The organism is Allolucifera butyrica, assembly GCF_900476375.1.
Taxonomy (GTDB): domain Bacteria; phylum Bacillota; class Negativicutes; order Sporomusales; family UPPP01; genus Lucifera; species Lucifera butyrica.
This window is the reverse complement of sequence record NZ_UPPP01000056.1, coordinates 68338-95259: the sequence shown is the minus strand read 5'-3', so window position 1 is coordinate 95259 and position 26922 is coordinate 68338. Positions and strand designations below refer to the sequence as shown.

Below are 26922 nucleotides of genomic sequence, written 5' to 3'. Positions count from 1 at the left end.
GATGTTTAATGGATGCGTTATTGCAAGTTTAAGCTGTAAGATGATGATAAATCGTACTATCGGAAGAGGGGATAAAGTTGAAGGCGGTAATTCTCGCTGGCGGTTTAGGCACACGCATTTCTGAAGAAACCTATATAAAACCAAAACCGATGGTCGAAATAGGAGGAAATCCTATTCTTTGGCATATAATGAAAATCTATTCGTTTTTTGGAATAAATGATTTTATTATTTGCTGTGGGTACAAAGGATATTTAATTAAGGAGTATTTCGCTAATTATTTCTTGCATACATCTGATGTTACTTTCGATGTGGCAAATAATTCTATGGAAGTACATGAACGTCATGCCGATCCCTGGAAAGTTACCCTGATTGACACAGGTGAGCATACTATGACAGGAGGACGTCTAAAACGTATAGAAAAATTTATAGGTACGGAGACTTTTTGTTTTACCTATGGAGATGGGGTCTGCAATGTAAACATTGGTGAACTCATTCAATTTCACCGTAGTCAACATACTTGGGCAACATTAACTGCTGTACAACCTCCAGGACGTTTTGGTGCTTTAGATTTATACGGAAACCGCATTACTGCTTTTAAAGAAAAACCTCAGGGAGATTGTGCTTGGATTAATGGTGGCTTTTTTGTGTTGGAATCGAAAGTTTTTGAATTAATCGAAGGCGATTCGACTATATGGGAACAAGGTCCTTTAGAAAAATTGGCACAAAATAATCAACTTTCTGCGTACCAACATACTGGATTCTGGCAGCCAATGGATACATTACGGGATAAAGTTAAGCTGGAAGAGCTTTGGAGTTCTGGCAAAGCTCCATGGAAGGTTTGGTGAAATTGAATTCATTCTGGCAGGGAAAACGGGTTCTCATTACCGGTCATACCGGATTTAAAGGAAGCTGGTTAAGCCTTTGGCTCCAATCGCTGGGTGCAGAAGTAATTGGCTACGCTTTACAGCCGCCATCAAATCCCTCGCTATTTAGTACTGCACAGATTGCTGATCAAATAATTTCTATTGATGGCAACATTCTGGATTTGCAGAATTTGAGTGACGTGTTTGGTAAGTATAAGCCGGAATTAGTATTTCATCTTGCAGCTCAGACGCTCGTTCGCCATTCTTACAAATTTCCGGTAGAAACTTTGATGACTAATGTTATGGGAACAGCAAATGTATTAGAGGCGACACGCCGCAGTAAAAGCATTAAAGTGGTTGTTAATGTTACGAGTGACAAATGTTATGAAAATCGGGAATGGGTTTGGGGATATAGAGAAACTGAACCAATGGGAGGTTTCGACCCGTATAGCTGCAGTAAAGGATGTGCAGAACTTATAACATCCAGTTTTCGCCGCTCATATTTTTCTGAAGAATATTCAGCCCAAATTGGAAGTGTTAGAGCAGGAAATGTGATTGGTGGTGGTGACTGGGCCGCCGACCGAATTATTCCTGATTGCGTTCGTGCAATAAAGAATAATAAGACCATTATACTACGCAGTCCGAAGTCGATTCGCCCTTGGCAGCATGTGTTGGAACCACTTTTTGGATATTTGTTGTTAGCTGAAAAACTATGGAATGATGGTTCTGAGTATGCGGAAGGATGGAATTTTGGACCAGAGAATCAACACGCCTGGACTGTCGAGAAGTTGGTTGCTACTTTCTGTAATTTATGGGGCCGGGATATAAAATGGGCGGTTGAAAATCAAGAAATTCTCCATGAAGCTCTTTATTTAAGACTGGATTCGGCGAAAGCCTATCAGCGGTTGGGGTGGAGATCTATTTTATCTATGCAAGATACGATACGGATGACGGTTGACTGGTATAGGCGGTTTTATCATGGCGAAGATCCGAGAATAATAACGCTATCACAGATTGAAAAATATGAGAGTTTATCTAAGGAGATGCAAAATGTCCGATAAAAAGTGCCGATTTTGCGGGTCGGCCTTAACAGAAACGTTAATAGACCTTGGAATGGCACCACTATCGAATTCTTATTTATCAATTGAGCAACTTAATTCAAAAGAAGTATTTTATCCATTACATACCTATGTGTGTTCTAATTGCTTCTTAGTTCAGCTGGAAGAATTTGAGAGCCCAGGTGCCATTTTTAACGATTATGCATATTTTAGTTCATTTTCTGATAGTTGGCTGGAGCACGTAAAAAAATATACGAATGATATGCAACAACGCTTTGATTTCTCTAAGAATAAGCTTATTGTGGAAATTGCGAGTAACGATGGGTATCTCCTTCAATATTTTAAAGAAAAAGGATTTCCTATCTTGGGTATTGAGCCTGCTGAGAATGTTGCAAAGATGGCGATAAAAAAGGGAATACCTACAATTGTTGATTTTTTTGGTGAAAGATTGGCTAAGGCTTTAAAGGCCGATGGCCAAAAAGCGGACCTTTTGCTTGGAAACAATGTCTTAGCCCATGTGCCCAATATAAATGATTTTGTCGCGGGAATGTGTATTCTGTTAAATGATGATGGTATTATAACAATGGAATTTCCTCATTTATTGCGCCTCATGAAGGAACGTCAGTTTGACACGATTTATCATGAGCATTTTTCTTACCTGTCCTTTAGTATAGTGGAGAAAATTTTTAATGCCCATGGATTGAAAATCTTTGATGTTGAAGAATTTTCAACTCATGGAGGGTCTTTGAGGATATATGCTTGTCACGCCAATTATTTGGGATATAAAGTAACAAAGCAAGTTGAAAATATGAGGATAAAAGAAATTGAATTTGGGATTAACAACATTGAGATGTATCAATTTTTTGCTGACAAAATTAGAGAACTTAAATTTTCCTTATTGGAAACCTTAATTGCTATAAAAAAACAGGGAAAAACAATTGCAGGATACGGAGCCCCGGCAAAGGGAAATACCCTTTTAAATTATTGCGGTATTCGGACAGATTTCATCGATTATACGGTTGACCGTAATCCACACAAACAAGGAAAATTCTTGCCGGGGACGCATATTCCTATTTTTTCCCCTCAAAAAATAAAAGAAGAAAAGCCCGACTATGTCTTAATTTTGCCATGGAATTTGAAAAAAGAAATTATGGAACAAGTTGGTTATATTCGTGAATGGGACGGGCGGTTTATTATTCCTATCCCTAAGGTGGAGATTATATAAATGATCTTTACAGAGACTGAATTAAAGGGCGCATATATTATTGAATTGGAGCCTATCTGTGATGAGAGGGGTTTTTTTGCACGTACATGGTGTTCAACGGAATTTGCAAAACGAGATTTGAACCCTAAATTAGTGCAGTGTAATATATCGTATAATGCCAAACGTGGCACATTACGCGGTATGCATTATCAGCAGGAACCTTTTACAGAGGCCAAACTTGTCCATTGTATTCGCGGGGCAATCTTCGATGCGATTGTAGATTTGCGGCCGGAATCCCAGACACATTTTAAATGGTTTTCAATAAAACTGACCGCAGACAAACATAATATGCTATATATTCCAGAAGGATTTGCACATGGCTTTTTAACGTTGCAAGACAATACTGAAGTCTTTTATCAAATGACTAATTCTTATGCTGCTGATTATGCTAGCGGTATTCGATGGGATGACCCAATTATTAACATAAAATGGCCATTTTCTCCGCTGATTATTGCAGAAAAAGACCGGTCCTATGGAGATATATGCGTATGAAAAGAGTGCTTTTAACAGGGGCAACCGGATTTATTGGTAAACAAACAATTCCTTATTTACTATCTTTAGGATATGAAGTACATGCGGTATATAATCATAACATGATTACTGAAAATAGTAGCGCAGTTATCTGGCATCGTGCGAATCTACTAGACTTTGAGGTACAACGACGGTTGTTAGCGGAGGTTGCGCCAACTCATTTACTGCATTTAGCATGGTATACGCAGCCACAACTGTACTGGAATTCAATTGAAAACACTACATGGGTACAAGCAAGTATTGAATTAGTAAAGAATTTTGTAGGGCATGGCGGAATACGGGCCGTTTTCGGCGGGAGCTGCGCGGAATACGACTGGCATTATAGTTTATGCTCTGAGAAGAGTACGCCGCTTAATCCTAATACGTTATATGGAACATGTAAAGATAGTCTGCAAAAGATAGTTACATATATGGCAGAAGATATGCAGTTTAGTTTTGCATGGGGACGGATATTTTTCGTCTATGGACCGGGGGAGTATCCTCAACGCCTTGTTCCATCTGTTATTAATGCATTATTGTGCGGAAAACAGGCCCAATGTTCGCATGGTAAACAGATCCGTGACTTTTTATACGTAAAAGATGTGGCCAATGCATTTGTGACACTATTGGCCTCACAGGTATTGGGTCCAATAAATATTGCTTCTGGTAAACCGGTTAGTATACAAGAGATTGTGTCGAATATTGCATATAAACTTGCACTGCCAGAAAATGTTCAGTTTGGAGCAATTCCTTTAGATTTTACAGAGCCCATTGCGATCTTAGGAGATATCACGAGAATATCTTATGAACTAGGGTGGGAGCCTCAATACATGTTAGATGCCGGATTGCAAGAAACTATAGAGTGGTGGAAACGGAAGTCATTACTAGGGGGATATAAGAATAATGAAATGTCCCATATGTAACTCTAGGTCGACGATGATTTTTCTCGAACGGGAGAAAGTACCAATTCATCAGCATATTTTAATTTCTCAGCGAGAAGCTGCGCGTGGCATCAATTGTGGCAAATTAAAATTACGTTATTGTGAGGATTGTACATTTATATTTAATGACTGTTTTGATTCATCTAAATTAGAGTATGGAGATAGTTATGACAATTCTCAGTTTCATTCTTCATATTTTAATACATATGTTGATAGTTTAGTCGATTATTTAATAGAAAAGAAAAATGTTCGAAATTGCAATATAGTAGAAGTTGGATGCGGAGACGGAACTTTTATAAACAAATTGATAAAAAAAGATAAAAAAAACATCGGTGTGGGATTTGATCCTAGTTATAAAACTAATGCTATTATAAATAACAGTAGATTAAGCTTTATTAAAGAGTATTATGGTCCAAAGTTTAAAAATATTCGGGCTGATGTAGTGATTAGTCGACATGTTATAGAGCATGTGCCAAATCCATTAGAAATGCTAATTTCGATGCGTGAAGCGTTGTTAAACTCTCAGTATGCAAGGGTATTTTTAGAGACTCCTTGCGTGGAATGGATCTTAGAAAATAAAGTGGTTTGGGATTTTTTCTATGAGCATTGCTCTTATTTTTCAACGGCTTCTCTGCAACATGCTTTACAGACTGCAGGCTTTGCCGTGGATGAAATTCGTCATACCTTCAACGGTCAGTACCTTTGGGCTGAAGCACATTTAAATCAAAAACAGATATGGAACGTAGATAAGCCACAAGGTTACACAGAGCTAGTAAAGTCATTCTCTGCAACCGAAGCCCAAATTGTCAAGTGCTTTTCACAGAAACTGGAAAACCTCCGGAGTAAACACAAGATTGCTATATGGGGAGCAGGCGCTAAAGGAGTGACTTTGGCTAATTTAGTTGATCCCGGATGTTCTTTAATTGACTGTTTTATTGACGTAAATCCTCATAAACAGAACTTATATGTTCCCGGCACTGGTCATCCGATAATAAGTTGGAAAGAGTTACAAAACAAAGGAATCACAGCTGCAATTATCATGAATCCAAATTATCGCCATGAAATTGAGTGTATCCTTCAGGAGGCTGGCTTTGTTGTTGAGCTTATTGAATTTGATGTCTCAAAAATTAATGTAAAGAGTTAGTGAGGAAGCATGAACCTATCATTATCACCCAGTGAACTGGAAGCTTATGTGTTAAGACAATTAAAATGTTTTTTTCCGGATAATCAGAAAATTGATAAGGTTAAATTTCGGCGGGCTTTTTCTTTTGCTTTGGAGCGCACCGAATATTGTTTTAAGTATATAAAGTTGTTTAGTAAAGAAGGACAACCTTTTCTAAATCATTTGCATACCGATCAATATGCCATGTTTTTGTTGTTTCTCGCGAACTCAATTTGGCAAAAAAATGCAGATGATCATACGGCGAGCAAAGTATTTGCATTGAATAAATGTTTGCATAGCCTTAATTGCATGTATGATACACGTATACCTGATATATTTCTACTGTTTCATGTGATTGGCACTGTTTTAGGTAAGGCGGAATATGCCGACTTTCTGATTGTTACCCATGGATGTACGATAGGGGCGCAAGCTGGAAAGTATCCGCGTATTGGCAAAGGTGTATCACTGTTGCCGCACTCTTCGATTATTGGGGATTGTAACATTGGAGACCGAGTATCTGTGGGAATTAATACAACAATATACCAACAAGATATAGACCCTGATACCGTAGTTTTTACACAGGAAGGGAGAACCTGTAAACAATTTTGTCAGTTACCTTGGGGACAACAGTTTTTTACGCTGCAATTTGAGGAGGAGTTTCGTGAGTAAGAAATTCAATGACTGCCCGCTGATTAGTGTTGGCATCCCTGTTTACAATGGTGCACAACACATTGGAATGGCTCTAGACGCGTTATTAGAACAAAAGCATACCAATCTTGAGATTATCATCTCCGATAATCAGTCTACTGATGAAACTTTAGAAATATGTCGAAAATATGCCGCCAAAGATAATCGGATAAAAGTATTTCAAAATAAAGAAAATATTGGGGCGGTAAAAAACTTTAACCGTGTTTTCCAACTTGCGCAAGGCGAATATTTTATGTGGCATTCACATGATGATGCATTAGATCCCCAGTATCTACAGAAATGTTTACTCAGCCTGCAGGACCATCCTGAAGCTGTACTATGCTCTTCCGATGTGATGTATATAGATGGCAATGGATGGAAGCTGAAATTGCATGAGAATATGAATACGGTTGGTCAATCTCTATCAGAACGGATATTTACTGTAGTGGGTTGTAGGTTTTGGAGTGAGGCCTGCGGTCTTATGCGTACCGAAAAATTAAAGAAAACTAGCTTGCTTACCGATACTTATGGTAGTGATGTAGTTCTTTTAACTGAATTAGCATTTTGGGGGGGATTTGCAAAGGTAAAAGAACCTTTATTCTATTATCGGGACCGGGCAAGACCGATGAAAGAATACCAGACTTATCTGAATGCACCAAATCAAAACCGTTTTAATAAAAGGCCTTATACTGAATTACTCAGGAATGTGTTAAATGTCGTTAAAGATTCAGACCTAGACCCTATCCAGAAATCTGCAATATATGATGGTATTGTACAGACTGTTGCATACTTAAACCTTAATTGGTACAGCAATATTATTAAGGAAAATTTACCGGCTAATCATACGGTCTCAGGGAAAAATGACATAATATTGTATAATTTAATTGACGGTGACATTGAGGCAGCCCAGTTAGCTACAGGTTTGCAGAATGGAATAAATAATGTGCTAAATAAGTTGGTAAATGACAGACCTATTCTGATATGGGGAGCTAGTGCGGGAGGATGTAATGTACTTAACTACTTAAAGGAAAGTGGTTGCAAAGTAAGCGGTTTTATTGATAATAATCCGGCCAAATGGGGAGAAATAGTCAAGGGAATACAAATTTTTCCGCCATCTGTATTGTCTGAATGTGTAAATAAGAGCAAGCCATATGTGATTATTGCATCCATGTACGCGGAAGAGATCCAGAAACAAATAAGAATGGATGGTTATGAGCATGAACGAGATTTTAAGCAACAAGACTGCATGAGCAATTACTTATTTCTGTATTAAAATTGGAAATTCTTGAAAGTGCGCCTATTTTTTATATGGATAGTATTGATAAATAAAATTACAGCTCAGAATTTAAGATAGAAGCGGGCGAAAAAGTTTATGGTTCAGAGTACATCCAAGCAAAAAAAGATATTGTATAGGAGTTGACATAATGGATACATACCTTGAACCATTTATGATAAACGCTAATAAACATTTAGATTTTTATGGAAAGATTGTTTTGGAAATTGGCTGCGGAAATGGAAAGCTGGTAAAGGAGATTGCCGGTCGGTATTCTCCACATCATATTGTAGGCGTTGACCCTGGTTTAGAGTCATGGTGGGGAATTAAGCCGAGTAAAAGGGATAATTGGGAAATTGCCAATGGCGATGCTATAAATCTAAATTATCCAGACAATTTCTTTGACGCAGTAGTTTCTATAGCAACGTTTGAGCATATTGCTGATTTAAGTTTAGTATTGAGCGAAATAAGACGTGTATTGAAACCATTTGGTAGATTTTATACCGAGTTTAGTCCGGTTTGGACATCTATAATAGGGCATCATTATTTTTTTTGGAATGAAGATAAAGCCGGCCTGATTCCCCCGTGGGGGCATTTGTGGATGGCTCGTAATGAAATGCATAACTATCTGTTGCCGAAAATTGGAGAAAAAGAGGCTGAAGCGGCATGTTTCCAAATTTATGATAGCGATATTATTAATCGACTTACCCGGTCAGACTATTATAGAATTTTTCTAAACAGTGGATTTTGGATCCGTGAAATTAGGGAAAGTATGATTTTATCAAGATACATCCATTTGGGGAAAAGACAATCGGAGTTAACGCCAGAAATTTATAATAATCTTATTCGCATATGTGAAAAGGAAAAATTAAATGAGTTGGCTGTAGGCGGTTTTAGTGTTTTTTTTGAAAAATATGCCAATATATAGGTCTTTGGTATCAGGCTAGTGCATCAGCTTAATAATGAAAGAACTGACCGAAAAATTTATTGAAAATGAAATGGGGTAAGCATTTATGACGACTTCGAACCCGGTTTCGAAAATAACGGTAGCTGTCCCTTTCCAAATATATCCTCCTTACAGTGGGGGACAGCTCAGGGTGTTTGAATTATTTAAGAATCTGGCATTATGGTTTGATATTGACTTAGTCACTTTGGCGCACGCCGGTCAAAAGGAATGCGTTTTAGAGATTGTTCCTGGATTGCGTGAGATTCGAATTCCTAAATCAACGGAACATCAAGAAGCGGAGGATGCACTGACAAGAGAAATTGGAGTTTCCACGGCTGATGTTGGATTGCCACAATTCTACAAGTTATCTCCCGCCTATATTGAAGCGCTAGGTAAGTCTGCCGGAAGTGCCGATGCTGTTGTTACTTCTCACCCGTATCTTTATTCAGCCATCAGAGAGGTTAGTAATAAGATGCTATGGTATGAGGCTCAAGATGTTGAAGGGAGTCTAAAGCCTAAAATGCTCCCGGATACAGACGGTGGACGGAAGCTAGCTCTAGAAACCGTAAAGATTGAACAATTATGTTGCATGGATAGCAGTTTAATAATGGCTTGTAGCCACGATGACGGAAAACTTATGGAAAATTTATACGGTACGGAATCTTCGAAGATAACGATTGTCCCCAATGGAGTTGACACTCACAAAGTTAAGTTTATTTCTTGGAAAGAGCGTGTACAAAAAAAATCGAATAAAGAAGAATTTAATTGTTTATTTCTGGGAAGCCAGCATGGACCCAACACTGATGCGGTAAATTTAATAATTGAACATGCACATCATTTATCAGAAGTTAATTTCCTTATTGTGGGGAGTGTATGCCGGGATTTTAAACCGGATTGTGTTCCCGCAAATGTGAAATTGATAGGTACTGTTGATGATGAAATGAAAAGCGCCTTATTGGAGAAGGCTGATTTAGCAATTAACCCGATGACCTATGGTTCTGGTACGAATCTAAAGATGTTAGAATATTTTGCTGCAGGACTTCCGGTTGTCTCTACTCCTGTTGGTGCCAGAGGTCTGGATTTAGAAGATGGAAAAAGCGCGATTATAACTGATATTAATCAGTTTGATAATGCAATTCGTCTGGTTAGAAACAGTAGAACGGACGAGATTGATTCCCTAGTAAATACTGCCAGACGCCTTGTGGAAAAGAACTTTGATTGGCAAGTAATAGCAGAAAATTTAGCAGATACTGTCCAAAAGCGTGGACTATTAAAAAGTGAAAAACAGAAAAGGCCAAATAAAAAAGCGATCGCGTTAGTATCTCCCAATATAAAAGAAATAGTTGGAACTCGATCTATTTTTATTTGGGGTGCGGGCAGTGGGGGAAGAGAAACGTTAGAACTTTTAAGGAAAAAAGATACACAGGTGGAAGGATTTATTGATAATGATCCAGGAAAATGGCAAACAGATATAATGGGTTTAAGAGTATACTCACCTACAGCTCTTGCTGGTTTTAAGGAAAAACCGTTTATTATTATTGCTTCTCTTTATGCGACGGAAATAAAACAACAATTGAACTCTTATGGATATATAGATCAGTCGGATTACAAGCAGCGGGATTTATGGATGCCATATATTTTTTTATGGTAATTTATTTGGATCAGCAATGAAAAAACACTTTACGTGATAGCAACAGGTGTGACAACGGTTAGAAATATGTACGGGATTATTTTTTAATATGGAGGAGTTATGATTATATCACATTTGGATGATCTGTTTAACGAGATTTATGAACAAATCCGCTCAACAGATACAGTACAGATGGATGTTTTTAAGTCTGTCCGTAAAGTGCTCATTGTTCGTTCAGCAGATATGAGTACTTTTAAAAAAATGATAGAACAGTTAAAAAAGGTGAATCCCCATATTTTTGTTTATATTTTAACTCACGAATGTGATAAAGAAATGATCCGGGAAATATGCGTTGAAAATTACGAGGTTATTCCATATGTTCACGGAAGACGATATGAAGCCTATAAATGTAGTCAAGAAATACAGTATTTAAGAGAGAAGGCTATTGACCAATACGTTGTACTTTTGAATGATCGATTCGGTATGGGCTTTGAGAATATTATAGAATTTGCTAGAGAGCTTACGTGTGGGACAGTATACGCGTTTAATTGTTATTGGGAGCTAATGAAGATTCCTCACCCTGAGTTATATCTTAAATCCTTAGAATTGCTTAAGGCGATTGCTAACTGGTATTGGGCGGATTTGGAAGGGCAGGAGAAAAAGGCATGAAGAAGATAGGTCTAGACTTACGGGTACTAACCGGACGGAATTATAGCGGCATCCCAAGATATGCATATAACGTGGCAAAAGAATTAAATTCATTTCAGAATGAGGACTATCTTTTTATTGGAGAATTTCAAAGCCTGGAAGTGCCTGAAACGAAACGATTGTATTTAGACTTGCCGGCAAGTGACTCCGATCTGGCGAATAAATTACTAGCTTTTAAAGGTGAAGCTGCAAAATTGGATTTATTGTTTTCTCCTTATTATCCTTTACCGTCAAAACGTTTATTTAAAGGTGTGCAGGTAATACATGACCTGATTCCATTGAAATTTCCTGAGCTATGTGGAAACAGCACTGCGACTTACGATTTTTTTAACAAAGGAATTAGGGTATCGGCGCAGTATTGTGACCATATTATCGCCGATTCCTATGCGACAAAGGGCGATATCATTGATTTTTTTGACATTGATGAATCGAAGATTAGTGTAGTTCATTTAGCTCCGTTGATCGTTAACCATGCACTAAAAAATTCGATTAATCAGAGTGTCTTGGATCAATACGGTATTAAGGGGCCCTATATACTATCTGTCTGTACGATAGAACCAAGAAAGAATTTGAGGCGCGTCTTGAAAGCTTATGAGATTTTACGTCAGCGGCATAAAGAAAAATTGCATATGGTGTTGGTAGGTGGACTTGGCTGGAAGTATCAGGAACTTTTGAAAGAAATAACAACAAATCAATATCATGAAGACATTATTATGACAGGCTTTGTACCGGATGAGGACTTGGGTGTACTTTATAAAAATGCACAAGCTTTTGTGTACGCATCTATCTACGAAGGTTTCGGTTTACCCGTTTTAGAGGCAATGGCTTTAGGTGCCCCGGTAGTTACATCGCAAACATCATCTTTGCCGGAGGTCGCAGGGAATGCCGCAATATATTGCGATCCTCTGGATATAGAGTCTATTGCCTTTGCTATGGAGCAAATGATTATATCGCCTCAAATTCAACAGCAATATATAAGAGAAGGATTAAAACGCGCATCGGCATTTTCCTGGAAAAGGACGGCGGAAGAAACACGGCGAATTTTCCTAATGTGTCTGGAAAGCTAAGTTTTTGATTAGCCTATAAAACGGAGTGGGTACAATGAGAATCTTGGAAATGACAACATTTTTAAGGGGCGGGGCAGGCTCATTCCTAACCCGGTTATCCCGTAGTTTAAAAGATAAGGGACATGAGGTGCAGGTAGTTTCTACCGGACATTCCGGAGAACTTGAGGATTGGGATCGCTTGAAGGCGGAATTAACTGATCGTGATATAGAACAGTATCAAATAAACTTTTTTAATCGGCAAAACGATATTTTCTGGCCTGAAATGCGTAAACTTGCTGATTTAGTAGAACGCAACCATTACGATGTGATCCATGTACATGCCGGTGTTCCTGCACTGGCGGCATATATGGCTAAACGCGAACTAGGATTAGACATTCCTGTTATTGCGACTTTCCATAGCTGGGGGCCAAATCGTCCAGGATGGATGGATATTTCAGACGCATGGGCCTTTAACCAGTGTGAACAGGTATTTTATGATTCCAAGGAATATATGAAGTTTGGCACTGACAAGGGAGTTAAAGCATCCGGGGTTATTTATCCGGGATTATACGTTAATCCGGCGCAGTACGTACCTTATAAGCAGAGACTTAGAAAAATGGTGACTGCAAGGTATAACGTCCCGGCGGGATCCCAAATACTTACCCATTTAGGAGAAATAACGCAACGTAAAGGCCAAATTGATGTAGTTAAGGCAATGGCTCAATTAGAAGGTTCCTATGTAGCTTTGCTCATCGGTGAGAGCCGAGATGCTAACTATCAAAAAGAACTTGATGATACTATTAAATATTTAAATCTTGAAAACAAGGTAATATTTACGGGGTGGGTAGAGGATCCTTACGAGATTGTGGCTGGATCTGATTTATTTGTTTTTCCTTCATATAGTGAAGGACTTGGGTTGGCGCCGATCGAAGCGGTTACGTTACTCGTCCCTGCAATATTTTCTTCTGTGGAAGGCACTAAAGATATTGAAAAGGCTTTAGGTGAATATTGTACTGGCACGTTTCTCCCAGGTGATATCAGCAGCATTGCCAAATTGATACATCAAACTCTGTCTGTAGACCAACAGGGTGCCAGGAAAACAGAAACTGCGGCAAAACTGGCTAATAATGTTTTTGGGTATGACAAAACAATCGCTGCATACGAAAGTGCAATGTTGGAATTGTATAAAAAGAGAATGCACAGATAAATTTAATGCTTTTATAACATTAAGTTTAGAAAGCAGACTAGTCTTTCTATTCCAGCATTAAAGAATTCTACTGAAGGAAAAAATATGATGCGCACTTATAAATGCCTAAAACAAAATCATTATACATACCAGAACTACCAACTTCTTCCCATCCGGGATGAAGATATCATGCTGATCAAGGACTGGCGCAATGCCCAGATTGCCGTGCTGCGGCAAAAGGAACCGCTTACGGAAGAGGCGCAGCGGCAGTATTTCGCCAAAGTCGTCTGGCCGTCTTTGGCGGAGGAATGGCCGCCGCAGGTTCTGTTCAGCTTCTTAAAGGACAATACCTGCATCGGTTATGGCGGTATTGTGCATATCAACTGGGAGGACAAGCGGGGAGAAGTATCGTTTTTGTTGAATCCCGAACGGGTGAAGAACCGGAGAGTCTACCGGGAAGACTTTCTGGCGTATTTGCATTTGTTAAAAGAGGTTGCTTACCAGGATTTGCAATTTAACCGCCTAACCGGGGAAACGTTTGATCTCCGGCCGTTCCATGTATCCATTTTGGAAGAGGCGGGGTTCCGGCTGGAAGGCCGGATGAAACGGCATATTTATCATAACGGCACTTATGTGGATTCGCTAGTCCATGGGCATTTGCCGGAATATGATGCGGATAGGCAGGACAAGCTTAAGACTGATACGGGAGCCAATGTCCTGGTGACCAGCATTTCCCGTAAAGTCCCTCTGGTACAAGCGGTCAAAGCAGCTATGAACAAGTTGGGTAATCATGGGGCTTTAATCGGGGCCGATAGCAAGGAACAATGTATTGCCAGGTATTTTACCGATGTTTTTTGGCGTTTGCCGCCCATTGACAGTATAACCAATAAAGCGCTGTTAGCAGAACTCATTTCCCGCCAAGTGAAGTGTGTGATCCCAACCCGTGACGGGGAACTTTTGTTTTGGAGCCAGCGTAAACAGTGGCTGCGCGAGCAAGGCATTGAAGTTATGGTTGCCGGGGAAAAATCGATTCATCAATGTCTGGATAAACTGCTATTTTCTCAAGTCTGCAAAGAGCTAGGGATTCCCGCAGTTGCCGCCTCGGAAGATTTGGAGGATATTCGTGCGCCGCTCTTGGTAGTAAAAGACCGCTATGGAGCAGGCTCACAAAATATCGGCCTAAAGCTTTCACGGCTGGAGGCCGAAAAACACGCGGCTAAACTGGCAAGTCCCATTTTTCAGCCCTATATTGAAGGACGGGAATACAGCGTGGATGCCTACATAGACCGGGCCGGCAGAGTCAAAGGCGTGGTATGCCGTTCCCGGGACTGGACGGTTAATGGCGAGTCCCAGGTGACGACGCTGGTGCAGGATGAACGCCTGGAACGGCTTTGTGCCGGATATATTAGCAAGCTGCAGCTCTACGGACATGTTGTTTTGCAGTTGATCGTGGATGAACGGCAGGATATTCATATTATTGAGTGCAATTCCCGGTTCGGCGGCGCATCTACCTTATCGCTAGCCGCCGGACTGGATAGTTTCTTCTGGTTCTTACTGGAGGCTACTGGCGTAGAGATTAGTTCATACCCGTTTATAAAGACAGACCACATTCTCCGGCAGGTCCGCTATCCGGCCGATCTGATTCTGGATGGGGACGGATGATGGCCGTTGTCGTATTTGATTTGGATGACACCTTATATGATGAACTGACCTATGTCCGAAGCGGCTTTCGCGCGGTTGCCCAATTCCTGCAGCGGAGCTGGAATCTGCCGGCGGAACCATGCTATCAGCGGCTGGTTATGCGGCTTGCCGGCGGCCGGGGCAGCATTTTTGATGATGTACTGCAAGAATTCGGCGTATATTCCCGCAAGAATGTCCGCCAGTGTCTGTCGGTATACCGGCGGCATCAGCCGGAGATTTGTTTATTCCCGGCGGCGGAGGACTGTCTGCGGTGGCTGGCGCCATTTCCTTTGTATATCGTGACGGACGGCAATAAATTGGTTCAGCATAATAAAATTATTGCGCTAGGGCTGAAAGAACGGGTCAGGCATTGTTATATTACCCACCGCTATGGGATAAAAAATGCCAAACCGTCGCCGTACTGCTTCTGGAAAATTTGTGAGCGGGAACAGGTTGACCCCGGCCAGGTGATTTATGTGGCGGACAATCCGCGCAAAGATTTTGTCGGCATTAAGCCGCTGGGGTTTAAAACCGTCCGTATCTTGCAGGGACAGTATAAAGATCTGGTGCTGGAAGAGCGTTTTGAGGCCCGCTGGCGGATTCAGTCCTTAACCGGATTGACGCCGGAATTTTTGCAGCAGGTCTTGGAAAATGAGCCGTAGAAGAGAGGTTTTTACGTGGAAGACATTAAAATTGGTTCTTTAACAGTTGGAGCAAAGCATCGCCCGTTTATCATTGCCGAGATGTCCGGCAACCACAACCATTCCTTGGAACGGGCGCTGGCTATTGTGGATGCCGCCGCTGCGGCCGGGGTTCAGGCGTTAAAGCTGCAGACCTATACGGCGGACACCATGACGATTGATCTCGATGAAGGGGAATTTTTTATTGATGATCCCAATTCGCTTTGGCGGGGAAATTCGCTGTATAAATTGTATCAGCAGGCCTATACGCCCTGGGAATGGCATAAGCCGATTTTTGACCGTTGCCGGGAGCATGGCATCCTTGGTTTTAGTACACCCTTTGACGAAAGTGCCGTTGACTTTTTGGAATCCCTGGCGGTGCCGTGTTATAAAATCGCTTCCTTTGAAATGACGGACTTGCCGCTGATCCGCAAGATTGCTGCGACCGGCAAGCCGATGATTATCTCTACGGGCATGGCGACGGTCGCCGAAATTGATGAAACTGTCCGGACTGCCCGGCAGGCGGGATGCCGGGACCTCGTCCTGCTCAAATGTACGAGCACCTATCCGGCGACACCGGCCAATACCAATTTGCTGACTATTCCGCATATGCGAGACTTGTTTGCCTGTCCGGTGGGCTTATCCGACCATACTATGGGAATTGGCGCGGCCATCGCCGGTATCGCCCTGGGGTCTGCCGTGATCGAAAAGCACTTTACTCTCTCCCGGGCCGACGGCGGGGTGGATGCCGCCTTTTCGCTGGAACCGGACGAAATGAAGGCGCTGGTTACGGAATGCGAAAGGGCTTATCAGGCGCTGGGAGAAGTCAGTTATGGCCCAACGGAGGCGGAACGGGCATCCTTGCGTCACCGGCGTTCTTTGTATGTAGTGGAGGATATCCGGGCCGGCGAACTTTTTACGGACCAGAATGTTAGGGCGATCCGGCCGGGGCTGGGATTGCCGCCGAAATATCTGGAGTTAATCATCGGGCGTCAGGCTCGCAAAGATGTGCGGCGCGGTACCCCCGTAAGCTGGGAAATCCTTTGAAAAATCTTCCTCGGAAGACTTATTGGAAAATTTGCCGCTAATATATTATGAAATAGATAGAGCGCCCTAGAGGAAAAAGGGAGAGAGTCAGTTGCGGGTTATTTTACTAAAAGGTCAATCACAGTATGGCGTATTAAGGGCTTTCATTGATCAAATTGCTGATGCCCTTGGTGAACTGGGGATCGAGGCCTCAATCGTCGACCTTGCGGAGGATGCGGAAGGGATCCGTAATCTTGTAAAAAAGTTCAGCCGTGAAGTTGACTTTGTTTTTAGTTTTAACCTGGTTGGGGCTGCCTTAATGATTCAGCAGGAGTTATTTTTTAATATTATGAAAGTCCCCTTCGTTTCCGTTCTCGTGGATCATCCGGTACATCATTGGGAACGTCTGCACTGCGGCCTGCAAAGTATGCTGCTTGGCGCTGTAGACAAGGGCGGAATCGAATTTATCAATACCTTTGTACCGGAAATTAAAAATCTATACTTTTTGCCTCAAGGAGCGATTGTTTCGCCGGACCCAGTGCGGATCCTAAAACCGGCTGAGAGGAAAATTCAGGTTTTTATGCCCGGCACCTACTACAGCGTTAACGATGTATACGCTGAAATCAAGGCCATACCTTCCGAGGATGCCCGCAATCTTTTGGATGCTATCATTGATCAGGTACTAAGTGAGGCGGGACTATCCATCACTGCGGCAGCCGAATCTGTATTGCGTTCAAACCAGATCTATAGTTTTGAACTTTTAAAGCAGCTGTTGCCGTTGTTTGGTATCGCTGACCGGTTTATCCGGGCCTGTCGGCGGGAAACCGCCATGATAAGGCTGATCCAGCAGAATGTAAAGGTAACGGTTTGCAGTCATGGTTGGAAAAGGGCAAAGTATGCCGAACACCTTGATATTTATCCGGAACAACCGGTTTTGGAACTAATTCAATTAACCCGGCAGGCGAAAGTTTGTGTCGACGTCGGCGTAAGCTACACTTATGGCGGACATGAAAGGTCCTTAACTTCCATGCTGAATTATACGCCGGTGGTGGTCCAGCGGGCCGGTTTTTATGAAGATTGCTTTGAAGAGGGAAAACATTTATTATTATTTTCCTATACGAATGCAGACGAGTTAGCTGAGAAGGTTTCCCTGCTGCTTGAAACTCCTGAGCTTCAGACAACCCTGGCGCGGGAAGGACATGACAAAGTAGTGAAAGAGCATACTTGGCTAAACCGCGCGCAAACTATTGTGGAGCAATATAAGCGTTGGCGGGATAACCAATAAGGCAAGGGAGCTTGAGCTACCCTTGCCTTATTGGTACATAGTGATTGTTATTTAATTTAGCCTCTAAAGCCAGTTTTATTTTGGTTAAGACTTCCTGCCAGCCGTCCGGTTCTCGCTGCCGGAACAGGCGCAGCGACGGGTACCAGGGACTGTCTTCGCGGGCCAGGTGCCAGCGCCAGTCCGGGTCAAGGGGCAGCAGCAGCCAGGTCTCTTTTCCCAGCGCGCCGGCCAGGTGGGCTACTGCGGTATCCACGGTGATTACCAGGTCGAGATTTTCAATGAGCCCGGCTGTTTTGGCAAAGTCCGTGAGAGCCGGGCTGAAATCGAGTACCTTATCGGAAACTGTCAGGTCGTTGGCGCGGGGGCCGGCCTGTAGGCTGATCCAGCGTACGGTGTCGACGGTAAAAAGCGGCTTAAACAGACGAAAAGGAATGGATCGGTTCCGGTCGTTTTTATGCTGCGGGCTGCCGGCCCAGACCACGCCGGCTTTATAGGCGGTATTGCAGCCATGCTGCTGTAACAGGGCCTGCCATTTGGCCGTAATCGCCGGATTGGCTTTCAGGTAGGGGATAGTTTGGGGGATCGTCGCCAACGTAGTATGGAAATGATACGGCAAGCTTGGCAGAGGGCAGGCAAAATCGTAGCTGCGCGGCAGGCTTTTACCGGACAGGACCGTAATGTTAGCGAAAGAAAAGGAGAATAAGCTTGCTAAGGATTTAGGAACCAGCAGCGTTGTTGCGGCCGCCAGGGCTGCTATTTTTTTTACATAGCGCACGAAGTGAATGGTATCGCCGAAACCCCGTTCATGGAACAGCAGGATGCTGCGGCCCGTCAGGTCCTGGCCCTGCCAGGGAGTGACCGGCGGTTCGGGAGTTTGCAATATCTGGCGGCGCAGTTCATATTTTTCCCAGCCTTTAGTATATTGCCCTTGCAGCAAGTATAAAACTCCCAGGACAAAAGCGGCTTCCTTGAAGTCCGGGCACAGTTCGAGGGCGCGGCCAAGATGGGTTTCCGCTTCGCCGAGGCGGTTTAGTTCCTTGTATACCAGCCCCAGGCCGCAATGGGCCTCGGCAAAATCCGGTTTTAACTGCAGCGCTTGAACGAGATGCACTGCGGCTTCATCTAGCCGGTTTTGTTCTTTTAGAACCATGCCGAGATGGAAGCAGGCTTCCGGAGAATCCGGCTTGATTACTATGGCTTGATGCAGGTAGTTTGCCGCCTCGTTCAAACAGTTTTTTTCTTTTAAAAGAGCGCCGAGGCTGTTATAGGCTTCATAGTAATCGGGTTTTAATTTTATGGCTTGCTGCAATAAGGTTTCGGCTTTTTCACTGTCCGGAGCCGTGTTTTTTAACACCAGAGCCAGATTGTGACAGGCCTCGGCATAGTCGGGTTTTAGATTTATGGCTTGCTGCAGGCAATTCTCCGCTTCCTCGAAACGGGCAGACATGGTAAATAAAGAACCGAGATTATTGAAGGCTTCCGGATAATCCGGCTTTAGTTCTACAGCCCGTTTCAAACAGGCAACAGCTTCTTGAAGATGGTTTGTTCTTGCCAGTAAGGCGCCTAAATTATTATACGCCTCCGGATAATCCGGCCGCAGGCGGATCGCTTGCCGGAAGGCGCTGATCGCCTGCGGCAGATTGCCCTGACCGGCCATTTCAAGGCCACGGTTTAAATAGGTGTTTGCATCCATTTTTTATGCTCCCTGTTACAAATCATTTAATGCCTGTTTCACCCTGTCCAAGACTTCCTGCCAGTTGCCGGGCCGGCTTTGCCGGAACAGACGCATGGTTGGATACCAGGGGCAGTCCTCCCGGTCCAGTTGCCAGCGCCAGTCGGGCATAAACGGCAGGAGCAGCCAGGTCTTTTTGCCCAGCGCCCCGGCCAGATGGGCGACGGAGGTATCCACGGTGATGACCAGGTCAAGATTTGCGATAAGTCCGGCCGTCTCGGCAAAATCGCTAAGAGTACAGCCGCAATCCGTTACCTGGCCGGAACAGGACGCCAGATCGCCGGCCTGTGGGCCTGTTTGCAGGCTGATCCAGCTTATGGTATTGATGGAAAGTAATTGTTGGAATAACTGAAAAGGAATCGACCGGTTATGATCGTTGTTGTGATGGGGATTTCCAGCCCAGACGACTCCGGCCCTGACCCGTTTATTGTCCGCGGTTTTCTGCAATGTTTTCTGCCAACGGGCGGCAATTTCGCGGTCCGGTTGTAAATAAGGAACGGTTCCGGGAATGGCCGCCGTCGAAATGTTGAAGATGCGCGGCAGGCTAAGCAAGGTGGCGACGAAGTCAAATTCTTCCTTTATATCATCGCCGGCGTGAATTTTGACATTGTGCTCCGAAGCCGCCAATAAACGGTATAAAGGTTTTTGCACCCACAGGGTCGTTGAGTCGGCCAGGGCGGCGATCCTTGGCGCAAAACGGAAGAACTGCAGGGTGTCGCCGAAGCCTTGTTCCTGAAACAGGAGAATTTTACGCCCTCTGAGGTCTTCTCCCTGCCAAAGATGGATATCCGGGTTAAACCCGAGCAGTTTATGCCGGGATTCATAAGTTTTCCAGCCTTTATCAAATTGGCCTAGCAGCAGATATAATGTCCCCAGGGCGAATTCGGCCGCCGGATAGTCCGGGTTGAGTTTCAGGGCCCGGTGCAGGCAGCCTTCCGCTTCGGCCAGACGCCGGGCCTCTTTTAAGACGACTCCTAAATTGTAATAAGCAACCGGCTCGTCGGGAAGCAGCTCAGTAACCCGGTGAAAACAGGCCGCAGCCTCATCGGGCCGGGTTAATTTCGTTAACGCCATACCCAGGTTGTTATGAGCCGCCGCATAATCCGGGTCCAGTTCAATGGCACGGCGCAGATACGGTTCTGCGTCGGCAGGACGGCGCATATCGTTTAATACTTCACCGAGGCTGTTATACGCTTCCGCATCGTCCGGCTTCAGCCCGATGGCGAGGCGCAGGGAATCGACCGCTTCCTGATACGCTTTTTTGTGGGCCAATTCGATGCCGCGCTGTAAATGCATTTCGGCAGTCATGGGTTACTCCTTAAGTATAAATTAATATAAAAATCGACAATTATTTTTTCGTTGACCGGAGGGATAAATCCTTTTTTGCGAGCGGATATGGATTCCAGCTTAAATGAGACGAAATTTTCTTGCATTTTTTTGCCGTCGATTCTATAATTTATTTAAGAACCTTTTGCTTAGGTCTGTGGTTGAAAATCGATGCCAGTCGCAGGCGAAACGATCCACGTAAGGAGTCCAAAGCGGCTTTGAGCATGGTGCGGCTTAGAGGTAAGACCTGCCGGATGGAGATATGAGGCGCAATGGTAGTGGCCGGGATAACAGCCGGCGTCTAGTATTGCCCTGAATCCGAGAGGGGCGGTAGTGAGGGGATTAGCTTTCTAGTAGCGAAACCTCCCGCAGGCGAGTGTGGGGGCAAAGACCAGGTCGGCTAAGCAATGGTCCTTAATATCATAAGGTGAGGGGATTTCTTTAATGGCTTTTCAGGACAAAACTCTTAAGTGCAAAGATTGCGGGGGGGACTTCATTTTTACTGCGGGAGAACAAGAATTTTATGCAGAGAAAGGCTTTGAAAATGAGCCTGCCCGCTGCCGTGATTGCCGTGGAGCCAGAAGGCGCGAACGGGATGGCGGCGAAGGCCGTGCGCCACGGGAAATGCACGAAGCTGTTTGTGCACAGTGTGGCGTGACTACTCAGGTTCCATTCAAACCGCGCAATGATCGTCCTATTTATTGCCGTGACTGTTTTAACGCTAGAAAATAAATTTATATTTATACGTCGAACAACGCCCGGAATTTGATTCCGGGCTTTTTTATTTTTAACAATCCTTTGATTTTTCCGTTTTTTGCAAAATCACCTTCTTCTCAGTAAATTAGGCATTTGAAACAAATGGCGGGAGCAATATTAAGTAGAATCCGTTAATTCTTTTATTTGGTAAAGTGTTAAAAAAGTGCTTGACTATTTATGCAAAACATAGGTAGAATTATAAACATAAATTTGGTTCAAAAATAGGGGGGTACATACTGTGTCTAAGAAAATGATCGTGTTGCTGGTCTTGAGTTTCTTTGCCGTTTCCCTCGCCCTGGCGGGCTGTGGCGGGCAACCGGCGGCTCCGGCGAAAGCGAAAGTGCTGAAAGTGGGTTCTGATACCGCTTATGCTCCATTTGAGTTTCAGGATGAGAAGAGTAAACAATATGTGGGCTTTGACATGGATTTAATTCAAGCTATCGGTAAGCAAATGGGCGCTGAAGTTCAGGTGCAGAGCATGAACTTTGACGGTCTGATTCCGGCTCTGGAAGCCGGCAACATTGATATGGCGGTTTCGGCGATGACAATTACGCCGGACAGAGCAAAAAAGGTTAACTTTTCCAAACCCTATTATAAATCGGGTTTGACGATTGTGGTAAAAAGCGATAATAACACCATTCATAGTTTTAAAGACCTGGAAGGCAAGCGGATTGCCGTGCAGATCGGCACAACCGGTGCTGATGAAGCCAAAAAAGTTAAAGACGCTAAAATCCGCGAGTTTAACACAATGCCGGAAGCGTTCCTGGAGTTGAAGAACGGTGGTGTCGACGCCGCTATTAACGATAAACCGGTTAATGATTACTTTATTAAAGAAGCCGGCGGTAAAGACGCGAAACAGGTTGGCGAACCGTTGACGGCGGAAGATTACGGGATTGCTATTTCCCAGAAAAATACCCAGCTGGTAGAAGATGTTAATAAGGCCCTGGATACGTTAAAGAAAAACGGCGAATATGAAAAAATCTACGTGAAATGGTTCGGCGTCAAACCGCCGAAAGAATAATCAATAAGATAAAATATTTTAATGCAAAAGAGGTGCGGCCCAGCCGTACCTCTTTTGCTGCAGGTACCTCCAACCTCCGGCCCCAAAATCCAATTCCCAATTCCTAATGCCGTCCCCGTATCGTGGAATAAAACAGACATGTACTTGCATAGGTATACAGAGAGATGTATAATATCTCTTGTACATAATATCACTAGGGGGCTTTAACGTGTCAAAAAAATGGATTGTTTTTGTGGTAGTGCTTGTTTTAGGCGTTACCGCCGCTTTAACCGGCTGTGGCGGACAGCAACCGGCTGCGAAAGCCAAGGTGCTTAAAATGGGGGCGGAAACGACCTTCCCGCCGTTTGAATTCCAGGATGGAAAGACCAATGAATATGCTGGTTTTGATGTGGATCTTATGAAAGCCGTCGGCAAGCAGCTAGGTTACCAGGTAGAAGTCGTCAGCATGGGTTTTGACGGATTGATTCCGGCTTTGAACGCCGGCCAGATCGACGCAATTGCATCGGCTATGACGATTACCAGTGAACGGGCGCAGAAGGTGAATTTTTCTCAACCTTATTATAAGGCCGGGTTGTCTATTGTCGTAAAGAAAGACAATGCGGCAATTCACAGCTTTAAAGACCTGGAAGGCAAGCGGATTGCCGTCCAAATCGGCACGACCGGCGCCGATGAGGCCAAGAAGATTAAAGATGCCAAAGTGCGGGAATTTAACAGTGCCTCCGATGCTTATATGGAATTGAAGGCCGGCGGCGCCGACGCCGTTGTCAATGATTTGCCCGTAAACCAGTATTATTTGGCCAAGGGCGGCGACAAAGACGCCAAATTGGTGGGTGACGTGCTGAATGCCGAGGAATACGGTATTGCCACTGCCAAAAAGAATACGGCTTTGAACGACCAAATCAACAAGGCGCTGGCTGAATTAAAGAAAAACGGCGAATATGACAAGATTTACATGAAATGGTTCGGCAAAAAACCGGAGCAGAAATAATTGGAAAAACACAAAAAAGCATACCGCCGGTATGCTTTTTTTGTGGGATCAGAAAGTATAACTTTTCGGGCTATCTCCTCCAAACGCTCGTTTTGCTTAGAATACCGAAAAGTAAAATACTTTCCTTCCATTTAAAGACCCTTTGGGTCTTTCTTATTATATTTAAAGTAGGTACTGCCCGCGCTATGCGGTTTTTCTTACCGTAGACATTGCCGAAAAATGTGTTGACACGTAGGGGACAGGCTACTATAATCGTATTGTGCATTATCATGCAGCCGTTTATTATTTGCCAAGGGTGAGGGGAATTATGAATTTTGATTTTAATTTGGTTCTACAATCCATTCCACTGCTCTTAATGGGAGCGGGAGTGACCGTGAAGATTACCGTGCTCAGTGTAGGGTTCGGACTTCTGATCGGCATGTTTGCCGGCATGGCACGGTTATCGAAAATCTGGATGGTCAGGGTGGCAGCTTCTGTTTATGTGGATTTTATCAGAGGGACGCCGCTGTTGGTCCAGATTTTTATTATTTATTTTGCGCTGCCGATGGTGGTTGGGCGGCAGATTGATCCGTTTATTGCCGCGATTACGGCCTGCAGCATTAACAGTGGCGCCTATATCGCCGAAATCTTCCGGGCCGGAATTCAGTCTATCGACAATGGGCAAATGGAAGCCGGCCGTTCGCTGGGTATGACTTGGGGCCAGACGATGCAGTATGTAATTCTGCCACAGGCGTTCAAGCGGATTATCCCTCCTTTGGGCAATGAATTTATTGCCATGTTGAAAGATTCTTCCCTGGTATCCGTAATCGGATTCGAAGAGTTGACCCGCCGCGGGCAGCTCATTATCGCCCGCACATACGCTTCGTTTGAAATATGGCTGACCGTGGCGTTTATTTATTTGGTCATGACGCTGACCATTTCCCGCTTGGTGGATTATCTGGAGCGGAGGTACAAAATCGATGATAAGCATTAAGAATATACATAAGAAATTTGGCAATCTGCATGTTTTAAAAGGCATTGATGCGCATATTAAGGAGCAGGAAGTAGTGGTTGTGATCGGGCCGAGCGGCTCGGGCAAAAGCACTCTTTTGCGCTGCATTAATTATCTTGAAGAGCCTACGGATGGTGAGATTATCGTTGATGGCATTCCCCTGACCAGCCAGGCTAATATTAATAAGGTGCGCGAAGAAGTCGGCATGGTATTTCAGCGGTTTAATCTGTTTCCCCATATGACGGTGCTGCAGAATATTATGCTGGCGCCGCGTAAGGTGCGTAAACAGTCGAAAGCTGAAACGGAAAGGATTGCCCTTGATCTTTTGAATAAAGTCGGTTTGTCGGATAAGGCCCGGGCGTACCCCGAGCAATTGTCCGGCGGGCAGCAGCAGCGGGTAGCTATTGCCAGAGCACTGGCCATGCGGCCTAAGGTCATGCTGTTTGACGAACCTACATCGGCTTTGGACCCGGAAATGATCAAAGAAGTGCTGGATGTTATGAAGGCACTGGCCAATGAAGGCATGACCATGGTGGTTGTCACCCATGAGATGGGTTTTGCCCGGGAAGTGGGCGACCGGGTGATTTTTATGGATGAAGGCCGGATTGTGGAAGAGGGTCAGCCCGACGACATTTTTGCCAATCCACAGGAAGAGCGTACCAAGCTGTTCTTATCCAAAATATTATGACGTTGACACATATATCCAGATGTGCTATAGTTTGATTTGTGGTCATTTGGATGGCCGGCAGTACAATCGTAGGAGGAATCTCAGAATGATAGGTAAAGTAAAATGGTTTAGCGCGGAGAAAGGTTATGGCTTTATTGAAAGAGAAGACGGCGGTGATGTTTTCGTTCATTTCTCTGCTATTCAGGAACAGGGTTTCAAAAGTTTAGCTGAAGGTCAGCAAGTGGAATTTGATATTGTGGAAGGCGCTCGCGGACCGCAAGCAGCCAACGTTGTAAAAGCATAAACCTTGTTAACCAATACCCGGTTGTAGAACCGGGTTTTTCGTTTTTTATGGCGAAATTTTCGCACCCCGTCTCTGGGCCAACCCAACACCCAATACCCAACATCTAACATCCAGTACCCGCATTCGCGGTCTTTCTGAATTGAAGGAATTTTTTGTTGAATGGGGAATAATACTATATAAGACTCTGGAAAGGGGATGGGGTAAATGGGTATTACTGTACGCGGAAAAAACATCGAAATCACACCAGCTCTTAAAGACTATGTTGAAAAACGGGTTGGCAAGATCACCAAATATTTCAGCAACCTGGGCGAGATTACTGTAATCCTCAATGTGGAAAAAGGACGTCATATCGTGGAAGTGACGGTGCCGGTCAACGGCATGCTGCTTCGCGGCGAGGAAGAGACGGCCGACATGTATACTTCGATCGACCTGGTCATTGAAAAGCTGGAAAAACAGATTGATAAATATAAGACGAAACTAGCTCGCAAATTGCGCGCCGGCACATTCAAGGGCGAACTGCTTCCCAATCAAACGGCCGAGACCGACAGCGACAATTTCAAGGTAGTAAAAACCAAACGCTTTGCCGTTAAGCCGATAAATGTGGAAGAGGCAATCATGCAAATGAACCTGATCAATCATGACTTCTATGTTTTCATCAATGCCGAGTCCGAGGAAGTCAATGTATTGTACCGCCGCAAGGACGGTAACTACGGCCTGATGGAGCCGGAATTCTAAAAAATGCCGGCGCGTTTTGGCGCAAAGCGCAAGGCGCAGGGCTCAAAAAACATTATACGAATAGATTAAAAACCGGGGGAGGTTCCCCCGGTTTTTACTGTCTAAGCCTGCTTAAAAAGCATCTATATTGAGGATGGTCTTTCAACCGAGACGGGCATTGCGCTCCGCGCCCTGAGCGTGAAATCACGCAAACGGTTTTTCTTAGGTGCTTCCAAGGACCCTGCGCCCTGAGCCATGTGCCCTTATTTACCGCGTCATCCGGCGGGCAAGCAATATTTCTGACAGCGTAGATTGTTCGAGTTCCCGCGCTTTGAGAGCGAAATCCTGGCGGGTGAAAAATCCCTTTTCCACCAATAGTTCGATTAAAACGCTGATTGCCAGCGTATTTTTGTAATCCGTATCTTTTAAATCGGCAAGTTGCCCGATAATATCTATAGTATTTAACGACATTCTTTGT

The 26922-nt window shown here is 43.9% G+C and carries 27 protein-coding genes; 24 read left to right on the top strand and 3 right to left on the bottom strand.

All coding sequences use genetic code 11. The features are described 5' to 3' along the window. The first annotated feature begins 77 nt into the window (after positions 1-77). The 17 genes from rfbF (at position 78) to LUCIF_RS03550 (ending at position 17945) form a co-directional block, all read left to right on the top strand. The gene (gene rfbF / locus LUCIF_RS03630; RefSeq protein ID WP_122626515.1) at positions 78-845 is read left to right on the top strand and encodes a glucose-1-phosphate cytidylyltransferase; all 768 of its coding nucleotides are present in this window, start codon (positions 78-80) and stop codon (positions 843-845) included. Beyond that, positions 830-1924, top strand: a complete 1095-nt coding sequence (rfbG, locus tag LUCIF_RS03625; RefSeq protein WP_122626514.1) for a CDP-glucose 4,6-dehydratase — start codon at positions 830-832, stop codon at positions 1922-1924. Before rfbF ends, rfbG begins: the two co-directional genes overlap by 16 nt. Then, positions 1914-3146: a class I SAM-dependent methyltransferase gene (locus LUCIF_RS03620; protein ID WP_122626513.1), complete on the top strand. Its 1233-nt coding sequence runs from the start codon at positions 1914-1916 to the stop codon at positions 3144-3146. The genes rfbG and LUCIF_RS03620 overlap by 11 nt, the downstream gene beginning before the upstream one ends. Continuing rightward, positions 3147-3677 carry a dTDP-4-dehydrorhamnose 3,5-epimerase gene (gene rfbC / locus LUCIF_RS03615; protein ID WP_122626512.1) on the top strand — a complete coding sequence of 177 codons (531 nt, stop codon included), beginning with the start codon at positions 3147-3149 and terminating at the stop codon, positions 3675-3677. Continuing rightward, positions 3674-4618 carry an NAD-dependent epimerase/dehydratase family protein gene (locus tag LUCIF_RS03610; protein ID WP_122626511.1) on the top strand — a complete coding sequence of 315 codons (945 nt, stop codon included), beginning with the start codon at positions 3674-3676 and terminating at the stop codon, positions 4616-4618. Before rfbC ends, LUCIF_RS03610 begins: the two co-directional genes overlap by 4 nt. Before the next feature lie 13 nt (positions 4619-4631). After that, a complete protein-coding gene (locus LUCIF_RS03605) occupies positions 4632-5780 on the top strand; it encodes a class I SAM-dependent methyltransferase (RefSeq protein WP_165865872.1) in 1149 nt (382 codons plus the stop codon). Between the two features lie 9 nt (positions 5781-5789). Continuing rightward, positions 5790-6467, top strand: a complete 678-nt coding sequence (locus tag LUCIF_RS03600) for an LbetaH domain-containing protein (protein ID WP_122626509.1) — start codon at positions 5790-5792, stop codon at positions 6465-6467. Then, positions 6460-7758: a glycosyltransferase family A protein gene (locus LUCIF_RS03595; protein ID WP_122626508.1), complete on the top strand. Its 1299-nt coding sequence runs from the start codon at positions 6460-6462 to the stop codon at positions 7756-7758. Before LUCIF_RS03600 ends, LUCIF_RS03595 begins: the two co-directional genes overlap by 8 nt. 151 nt (positions 7759-7909) lie before the next feature. After that, positions 7910-8686, top strand: a complete 777-nt coding sequence (locus LUCIF_RS03590; protein WP_122626507.1) for a class I SAM-dependent methyltransferase — start codon at positions 7910-7912, stop codon at positions 8684-8686. A gap of 169 nt (positions 8687-8855) precedes the next feature. Further along, complete coding sequence (locus LUCIF_RS03585; protein ID WP_165865871.1) at positions 8856-10355, top strand: glycosyltransferase family 4 protein; 1500 nt, start codon at positions 8856-8858, stop codon at positions 10353-10355. A 99-nt stretch (positions 10356-10454) separates the two neighbouring features. Further along, positions 10455-11003, top strand: a complete 549-nt coding sequence (locus LUCIF_RS03580) for a hypothetical protein (RefSeq protein ID WP_122626505.1) — start codon at positions 10455-10457, stop codon at positions 11001-11003. Continuing rightward, positions 11000-12109: a glycosyltransferase family 4 protein gene (locus LUCIF_RS03575; protein ID WP_122626504.1), complete on the top strand. Its 1110-nt coding sequence runs from the start codon at positions 11000-11002 to the stop codon at positions 12107-12109. The genes LUCIF_RS03580 and LUCIF_RS03575 overlap by 4 nt, the downstream gene beginning before the upstream one ends. Positions 12110-12143: 34 nt before the next feature. Then, the gene (locus LUCIF_RS03570; protein WP_122626503.1) at positions 12144-13295 is read left to right on the top strand and encodes a glycosyltransferase; all 1152 of its coding nucleotides are present in this window, start codon (positions 12144-12146) and stop codon (positions 13293-13295) included. Between the two features lie 84 nt (positions 13296-13379). After that, the gene (locus LUCIF_RS03565; RefSeq protein ID WP_122626502.1) at positions 13380-14936 is read left to right on the top strand and encodes a GNAT family N-acetyltransferase; all 1557 of its coding nucleotides are present in this window, start codon (positions 13380-13382) and stop codon (positions 14934-14936) included. Beyond that, positions 14933-15616 carry an HAD family hydrolase gene (locus LUCIF_RS03560; protein WP_207856924.1) on the top strand — a complete coding sequence of 228 codons (684 nt, stop codon included), beginning with the start codon at positions 14933-14935 and terminating at the stop codon, positions 15614-15616. Before LUCIF_RS03565 ends, LUCIF_RS03560 begins: the two co-directional genes overlap by 4 nt. A 15-nt stretch (positions 15617-15631) precedes the next feature. Further along, positions 15632-16681, top strand: a complete 1050-nt coding sequence (gene pseI, locus LUCIF_RS03555) for a pseudaminic acid synthase (RefSeq protein ID WP_122626501.1) — start codon at positions 15632-15634, stop codon at positions 16679-16681. A gap of 91 nt (positions 16682-16772) precedes the next feature. Then, on the top strand, positions 16773-17945 hold the full coding sequence (locus tag LUCIF_RS03550; protein ID WP_122626500.1) for a glycosyltransferase: 1173 nt from the start codon (positions 16773-16775) through the stop codon (positions 17943-17945). Positions 17946-17961: 16 nt separating this feature from the next. On the opposite strand, the gene LUCIF_RS03545 is transcribed toward LUCIF_RS03550, so the two are convergent. Together LUCIF_RS03545 and LUCIF_RS03540 are read right to left on the bottom strand one after the other, a co-directional pair. After that, a complete protein-coding gene (locus LUCIF_RS03545) occupies positions 17962-19638 on the bottom strand; it encodes a tetratricopeptide repeat protein (protein ID WP_122626499.1) in 1677 nt (558 codons plus the stop codon). A 15-nt stretch (positions 19639-19653) separates the two neighbouring features. Then, on the bottom strand, positions 19654-20985 hold the full coding sequence (locus LUCIF_RS03540) for a tetratricopeptide repeat protein (RefSeq protein WP_122626498.1): 1332 nt from the start codon (positions 20983-20985) through the stop codon (positions 19654-19656). A gap of 462 nt (positions 20986-21447) precedes the next feature. On the opposite strand from LUCIF_RS03540, the gene LUCIF_RS03535 reads away from it, so the two are divergent. From LUCIF_RS03535 to hpf, 7 genes are all read left to right on the top strand, one after another. Then, entirely contained in the window at positions 21448-21735 is a 288-nt protein-coding gene (locus LUCIF_RS03535; RefSeq protein WP_122626497.1) for a zinc-ribbon domain containing protein, read from the top strand. A 262-nt stretch (positions 21736-21997) separates the two neighbouring features. After that, complete coding sequence (locus tag LUCIF_RS03530) at positions 21998-22780, top strand: basic amino acid ABC transporter substrate-binding protein (protein WP_122626496.1); 783 nt, start codon at positions 21998-22000, stop codon at positions 22778-22780. A 208-nt stretch (positions 22781-22988) separates the two neighbouring features. Continuing rightward, positions 22989-23768, top strand: a complete 780-nt coding sequence (locus LUCIF_RS03525; RefSeq protein WP_122626495.1) for a basic amino acid ABC transporter substrate-binding protein — start codon at positions 22989-22991, stop codon at positions 23766-23768. 307 nt (positions 23769-24075) lie between these two features. Beyond that, a complete protein-coding gene (locus tag LUCIF_RS03520; protein WP_122626494.1) occupies positions 24076-24741 on the top strand; it encodes an amino acid ABC transporter permease in 666 nt (221 codons plus the stop codon). Then, positions 24728-25447 carry an amino acid ABC transporter ATP-binding protein gene (locus LUCIF_RS03515; RefSeq protein WP_122626493.1) on the top strand — a complete coding sequence of 240 codons (720 nt, stop codon included), beginning with the start codon at positions 24728-24730 and terminating at the stop codon, positions 25445-25447. Before LUCIF_RS03520 ends, LUCIF_RS03515 begins: the two co-directional genes overlap by 14 nt. Before the next feature lie 85 nt (positions 25448-25532). After that, positions 25533-25730 carry a cold shock domain-containing protein gene (locus tag LUCIF_RS03510; protein WP_122626492.1) on the top strand — a complete coding sequence of 66 codons (198 nt, stop codon included), beginning with the start codon at positions 25533-25535 and terminating at the stop codon, positions 25728-25730. Positions 25731-25934: 204 nt separating this feature from the next. Next, positions 25935-26465: a ribosome hibernation-promoting factor, HPF/YfiA family gene (hpf, locus tag LUCIF_RS03505; protein ID WP_122626491.1), complete on the top strand. Its 531-nt coding sequence runs from the start codon at positions 25935-25937 to the stop codon at positions 26463-26465. Between the two features lie 246 nt (positions 26466-26711). On the opposite strand, the gene LUCIF_RS03500 is transcribed toward hpf, so the two are convergent. Further along, positions 26712-26915, bottom strand: coding sequence for a hypothetical protein (locus LUCIF_RS03500; protein WP_122626490.1), 204 nt, complete (start codon positions 26913-26915; stop codon positions 26712-26714). Positions 26916-26922 lie beyond the last annotated feature (7 nt).

Bases quoted from the DNA above. Each gene is read 5' to 3' on its own strand.
- LUCIF_RS03610 (WP_122626511.1), top strand. From the start codon at position 3,674: ATGAAAAGAGTGCTTTTAACAGGGGCAACCGGATTTATTGGTAAACAA.
- LUCIF_RS03580 (WP_122626505.1), top strand. From the start codon at position 10,455: ATGATTATATCACATTTGGATGATCTGTTTAACGAGATTTATGAACAA.
- rfbG (WP_122626514.1), top strand. From the start codon at position 830: ATGGAAGGTTTGGTGAAATTGAATTCATTCTGGCAGGGAAAACGGGTT.
- LUCIF_RS03540 (WP_122626498.1), bottom strand. From the start codon at position 20,985: ATGACTGCCGAAATGCATTTACAGCGCGGCATCGAATTGGCCCACAAA.
- rfbC (WP_122626512.1), top strand. From the start codon at position 3,147: ATGATCTTTACAGAGACTGAATTAAAGGGCGCATATATTATTGAATTG.
- LUCIF_RS03545 (WP_122626499.1), bottom strand. From the start codon at position 19,638: ATGGATGCAAACACCTATTTAAACCGTGGCCTTGAAATGGCCGGTCAG.
- LUCIF_RS03565 (WP_122626502.1), top strand. From the start codon at position 13,380: ATGATGCGCACTTATAAATGCCTAAAACAAAATCATTATACATACCAG.
- LUCIF_RS03620 (WP_122626513.1), top strand. From the start codon at position 1,914: ATGTCCGATAAAAAGTGCCGATTTTGCGGGTCGGCCTTAACAGAAACG.
- hpf (WP_122626491.1), top strand. From the start codon at position 25,935: ATGGGTATTACTGTACGCGGAAAAAACATCGAAATCACACCAGCTCTT.
- LUCIF_RS03605 (WP_165865872.1), top strand. From the start codon at position 4,632: ATGATTTTTCTCGAACGGGAGAAAGTACCAATTCATCAGCATATTTTA.
- LUCIF_RS03560 (WP_207856924.1), top strand. From the start codon at position 14,933: ATGATGGCCGTTGTCGTATTTGATTTGGATGACACCTTATATGATGAA.
- LUCIF_RS03575 (WP_122626504.1), top strand. From the start codon at position 11,000: ATGAAGAAGATAGGTCTAGACTTACGGGTACTAACCGGACGGAATTAT.
- LUCIF_RS03590 (WP_122626507.1), top strand. From the start codon at position 7,910: ATGGATACATACCTTGAACCATTTATGATAAACGCTAATAAACATTTA.
- LUCIF_RS03520 (WP_122626494.1), top strand. From the start codon at position 24,076: ATGAATTTTGATTTTAATTTGGTTCTACAATCCATTCCACTGCTCTTA.
- LUCIF_RS03515 (WP_122626493.1), top strand. From the start codon at position 24,728: ATGATAAGCATTAAGAATATACATAAGAAATTTGGCAATCTGCATGTT.
- LUCIF_RS03500 (WP_122626490.1), bottom strand. From the start codon at position 26,915: ATGTCGTTAAATACTATAGATATTATCGGGCAACTTGCCGATTTAAAA.
- LUCIF_RS03570 (WP_122626503.1), top strand. From the start codon at position 12,144: ATGAGAATCTTGGAAATGACAACATTTTTAAGGGGCGGGGCAGGCTCA.
- LUCIF_RS03600 (WP_122626509.1), top strand. From the start codon at position 5,790: ATGAACCTATCATTATCACCCAGTGAACTGGAAGCTTATGTGTTAAGA.
- LUCIF_RS03510 (WP_122626492.1), top strand. From the start codon at position 25,533: ATGATAGGTAAAGTAAAATGGTTTAGCGCGGAGAAAGGTTATGGCTTT.
- LUCIF_RS03535 (WP_122626497.1), top strand. From the start codon at position 21,448: ATGGCTTTTCAGGACAAAACTCTTAAGTGCAAAGATTGCGGGGGGGAC.